This is a genomic window from Variovorax sp. YR752 (genome assembly GCF_943372545.1).
Map to the genome: position 1 here is coordinate 1 of NZ_CALRZC010000406.1, position 3,251 is coordinate 3,251.

Genomic DNA, 3,251 nt, shown 5'->3' on the forward strand with positions numbered 1-3,251 from the left:
ACCACCGCGAGGTCGTGGCTGATGAGCAGGTAGCTGATGCCGAACTGCTGCTGCAGGTCCTGCATGAGGTTGAGCACCTGGGCCTGCACCGAGACGTCGAGTGCGCTCACCGGTTCGTCGGCCACGATGAGCTTGGGGCGCGTGATGAGCGCACGTGCAATCGCGATGCGCTGGCGCTGTCCGCCCGAGAATTCGTGCGGGTACTTGTCGAGGTCGGTGGTGCGCAGGCCGACGGCGGCGAGCGCCTCGGCGGCGCGTTCGCGTTGTTCGGCGCGGCGCGTTTCGGCCAGCGCTTCGAGCGGTTCGGCGACGATGCGCGCGACGGTCTGGCGTGGGTCGAGCGAGCCGTACGGGTCTTGAAAGACCATCTGGAAGTCGCGCCGCGCCGTGCGCAGGTCGGCCTTCGAGAGCGTGTGCAGGTTGCGGCCTTCGAGCGCGACGCTGCCCGAGGTCGGTGTGTCCAACGCCATCACGAGGCGCGCGATGGTCGACTTGCCAGAGCCCGATTCACCGACGATTCCCAGGCTCTTGCCAGCCTGCACGTCGAAGCTCACGCCGTTGAGCGCCTTCACGGTGGGCGGCGGGCCGAAGAGCTTTTCGCGCGGCAATGCGTAGTGCCGCACGAGGTCGGTCACTTGCAGCAGTGGGGGCAATGAACTCATGGTGTGGCGGCTTGTTCGGCCGCAATTTCTTCGAGGCGCAAGCAGCGCACCGCATGGTCAGGCGGCAGCACCGTGGCGGACGGTCGCGTGGCGTGGCAGGCATCCACCGTGTAGGCGCAGCGTCCCGCGAACGGGCAGCCCGGCGGCAGGTCGACCAGCTCGGGCACGCTGCCACGGATGGTCGCCAGGCGCAGCCCGCGCGGCGCGCCGATGGCGGGGCGCGCGGCGAACAGGCCTTGCGTGTAGGGGTGGGCGCGCTTGGCGAACACGGCGTCGGTGGGGCCGCTCTCGACCACGCTGCCGCCGTACATCACGAGCATCTTCGAGACCGTCTGCGAGATCACGCCGAGGTCGTGCGAGATCAGGATGAGCGCCATGCCGCGCTCGGCCACGAGGCCCTGGATGAGCTCCAGGATCTGCTTCTGGATCGTCACGTCGAGCGCGGTGGTGGGCTCGTCGGCGATCAGCAGGTCGGGGCCGCAGGCCAGGGCCATCGCGATGCCGATGCGCTGGCGTTGGCCGCCCGAGAACTGGTGCGGGTACGCATCGAGGCGCGAGGCGGCATCGGGTATGCCGACACGGTCGAGCAGCGCGAGCACTTCCTTGCGCGCCTCGGCCTTCGACAGGCCGCGATGCAGCCGCAGCGGTTCGCTGACCTGGCGCACGATGGTGTGCACCGGGTTCAGCGCCGTCATCGGCTCCTGGAAGATCATGCCGATGCGGTTGCCGCGGATTTGGCACATGTCTTTTTCGTCGCGCCCGACCAACTCGGTGCCGTCGAAGCGGATGCTGCCCGTGACCTTCGCGGTGGAAGGCAGCAGGCCCATGAGCGACATCACGGTGATCGACTTGCCGCAGCCCGACTCGCCGACGATGCCCAGCGTTTCGCCGCGCTCCAGCGAGAAGGAAATGCCGCGCACGGCTTCGGCCGGGCCGCGCTGCGTCTGCAGGCCGATGTGGAGGTCGTTGACTTCGAGAAGCGCCATGACGTGCTTGTTTACCTCGCGCGCGCCAGACGCGGATCGAGCAGGTCCCGCAGGCCGTCGCCCATCAGGTTCAGGCCGAGCACCGCGAGGGCGATCGCCATACCGGGGAAGACGGCCAGCAGGGGCTGCTGGAACATGAGGGTCTGGGCTTCGCTGAGCATGCGGCCCCACGAGGGCTGGGGCGGCTGCGTGCCGAGGCCGAGGTAGGAGAGGGCGGCTTCGGCCAGGATGGCGATGGCGAAGCGGATGGTGATCTGCACGATCAGCACGGCGGAGATGTTGGGCAGCACGTGCTGCATCGTGATCGCGAAGCTGCCCTTGCCGCAGGCGCGGGCCGCGGCGACGTACTCGCGCGACCAGATCGCATTGGCCGAGGCGCGCGTGATGCGCGCGAAGGTCGGGATGTTGTAGATGCCGATCGCGACGATGGCGTTGACGATGCCCGCGCCGAACACGGCGGTCATCATGATGGCCGACAAGATCGCAGGGAACGCGAGCGTGAAGTCCGACAGGCGCATCACGGCTTCTTCGATCCAGCCGCGCCTCGCAGCAGCGAGCAGGCCCAGCGCTGTGCCGACGACAAGGCCGATGCCGACGGCGATCACGCCCACGAGGATGGACGCACGCGCGCCCACCAGCAGCAGCGAGGCCACGTCGCGACCGAACGCATCGGTACCAAGCCAGTGCGTGGCCGAGGGGCTCTGCATCTTGTTCGCCATGTCCATCGCGTAGGGCGACCAGGGCGTCCAGACCAGGGAGAGCACGGCAGCGATCAACAGCAGCAGGCTCAGCACGCCGCCGATCACGAAGCTGCGGTGGTGCAGGGCGCGGCGCCAGAAGCCCGGCACCTTGAGCGCGGCAGCGCTGGGAATGGTGGTGGCGCTCATACGTCGCTCGCCTTGATGCGCGGGTCGATGACGGCGTACAGCACATCGACCACGAAGTTCACGATGACCACCATGGCCGCGAGCAGCATCACGCAGTTGCGCACCACGATCAGGTCGCGGTTGCTGATGGCCTGGAAGATGAGGCGGCCCAGTCCGGGCAGATAGAACACGTTCTCCACCACGATGGTGCCGGCCAGCAGCTCGGAGAACTGCATGCCCATGACGGTGATGACGGGGATCATCGCGTTGCGCAGCACATGGGTCCACAGCACCATGCGCTGGGACACGCCCTTGGCGCGCGCGGTGCGCACGAAGTCTTCGCGCATCACCTCGAGCACGGCCGAGCGCGTGATGCGCGCGAGGATTGCGGCCTGCACCACGGCCAGCGACAGCGCCGGCAGCAGCAGCGACTTCAGTCCCGCAAAGATGCCTTCACCCCAGCCCTCGAAGCCACCGGCGGAGAACCACTGCAGCTGCACCGAGAACACGAGGATCAGCAGGATCGCGAACCAGAAGTTGGGAATCGCGATGCCGACTTGCGCCATGCCCATGAGGCCGACGTCGCCGAGCTTGTTGTGGCGCGCGGCAGCGGTGACGCCGACGAGCAATGCGATCACGACTGTCAGGCTCATCGCCATTACGGCCAGTGGCACGGTGAGGGCCAGGCGCTCGAGGATCAGGTCGATGACGGGCGAGCTGTAGGCGTAGCTGTCGCC

4 protein-coding genes are annotated in these 3,251 nt (G+C 67.9%); all 4 read right to left on the reverse strand.

What is annotated here, in order from left to right; all coding sequences use genetic code 11:
- A partial coding sequence (locus AAG801_RS41140; protein ID WP_341893637.1) for an ATP-binding cassette domain-containing protein occupies positions 1–662 on the reverse strand: 662 nt, incomplete at its 3' end.
- A complete protein-coding gene (locus AAG801_RS41145) occupies positions 659–1,648 on the reverse strand; it encodes an ABC transporter ATP-binding protein (protein ID WP_341893638.1) in 990 nt (329 codons plus the stop codon). The genes AAG801_RS41140 and AAG801_RS41145, both read right to left, overlap by 4 nt.
- An 11-nt stretch (positions 1,649–1,659) precedes the next feature.
- The gene (locus tag AAG801_RS41150; RefSeq protein ID WP_341893639.1) at positions 1,660–2,535 is read right to left on the reverse strand and encodes an ABC transporter permease; all 876 of its coding nucleotides are present in this window, start codon (positions 2,533–2,535) and stop codon (positions 1,660–1,662) included.
- Positions 2,532–3,251, reverse strand: a 720-nt coding sequence (locus tag AAG801_RS41155; RefSeq protein WP_341893640.1) for an ABC transporter permease, incomplete at its 5' end; no start/stop codon positions are given. The genes AAG801_RS41150 and AAG801_RS41155, both read right to left, overlap by 4 nt.